Annotated in this window: 1 protein-coding gene; it reads left to right on the top strand. The window is 69.1% G+C overall.

Features of this window, described 5'->3' with window-relative positions; all coding sequences use genetic code 11:
* Positions 1-156 precede the first annotated feature (156 nt).
* The coding region (locus BIU98_RS12600; RefSeq protein ID WP_139200721.1) for a YihY/virulence factor BrkB family protein at positions 157-667 on the top strand (511 nt) is incomplete at its 3' end.

Genomic DNA, 667 nt, shown 5'->3' with positions numbered 1-667 from the left:
GCGCTGCACCCCAACGCGAACTGAGCGCGCTGGCCCGGCGGGGTGGTCGGGACCACCACCGGACGAGAGGCTCGTGGCGGCGCCGCCACGGGCCTCCCGTCCGGTGGTGGGTCACGGAAGACGTGCGCTGCTCACACAACCGATATCTTCGTACCCATGCCGGACCGCATGACGCGTGACCTCCAGCGGACCGGGGTCCGTGCGGTCGTGCGTCGTACCTACCACTCGGTGATCCGGCACCGGGTCGTCGACGCCGCGGCGTCCCTGACGTTCTTCGCGCTGCTGACGGTGTTCCCGACGACGCTCGCCGTCGTCTCCGCACTGTCGATCGTCGACCGGCAGGGCGACAGCCTGGGCGACATCATCGAGATCCTCGGGTTCATCGTCCGGCCCGAGACGGCCGTGCACCTCGAGCAGCCCCTCCGGCAGCTCCTCAGCCTGGACAACCCGTGGCTCGGCTTCTGGATCGGCATCGTGCTGACGCTCTGGTCGATGTCCGGCTACGCGACCGCGTTCGGTCGGGCGATGAACACCGCGTACGAGGTGGAGGAGGGCCGCCGGATCTGGAAGTTCCGCAGCATGATGCTCCTCGTCACGCTGCTGATCATGGTCGGCGGCGCCATCGCGATCGTGATCCTGCTCGGCACGCCGACGATCTCGGCGGCGA

Source organism: Curtobacterium sp. MMLR14_010, from assembly GCF_001865015.1.
Lineage (GTDB): Bacteria > Actinomycetota > Actinomycetes > Actinomycetales > Microbacteriaceae > Curtobacterium.
The sequence above is the reverse complement of the archived record's forward strand: the minus strand, read 5'-3'. Positions and strand labels throughout refer to the sequence as shown.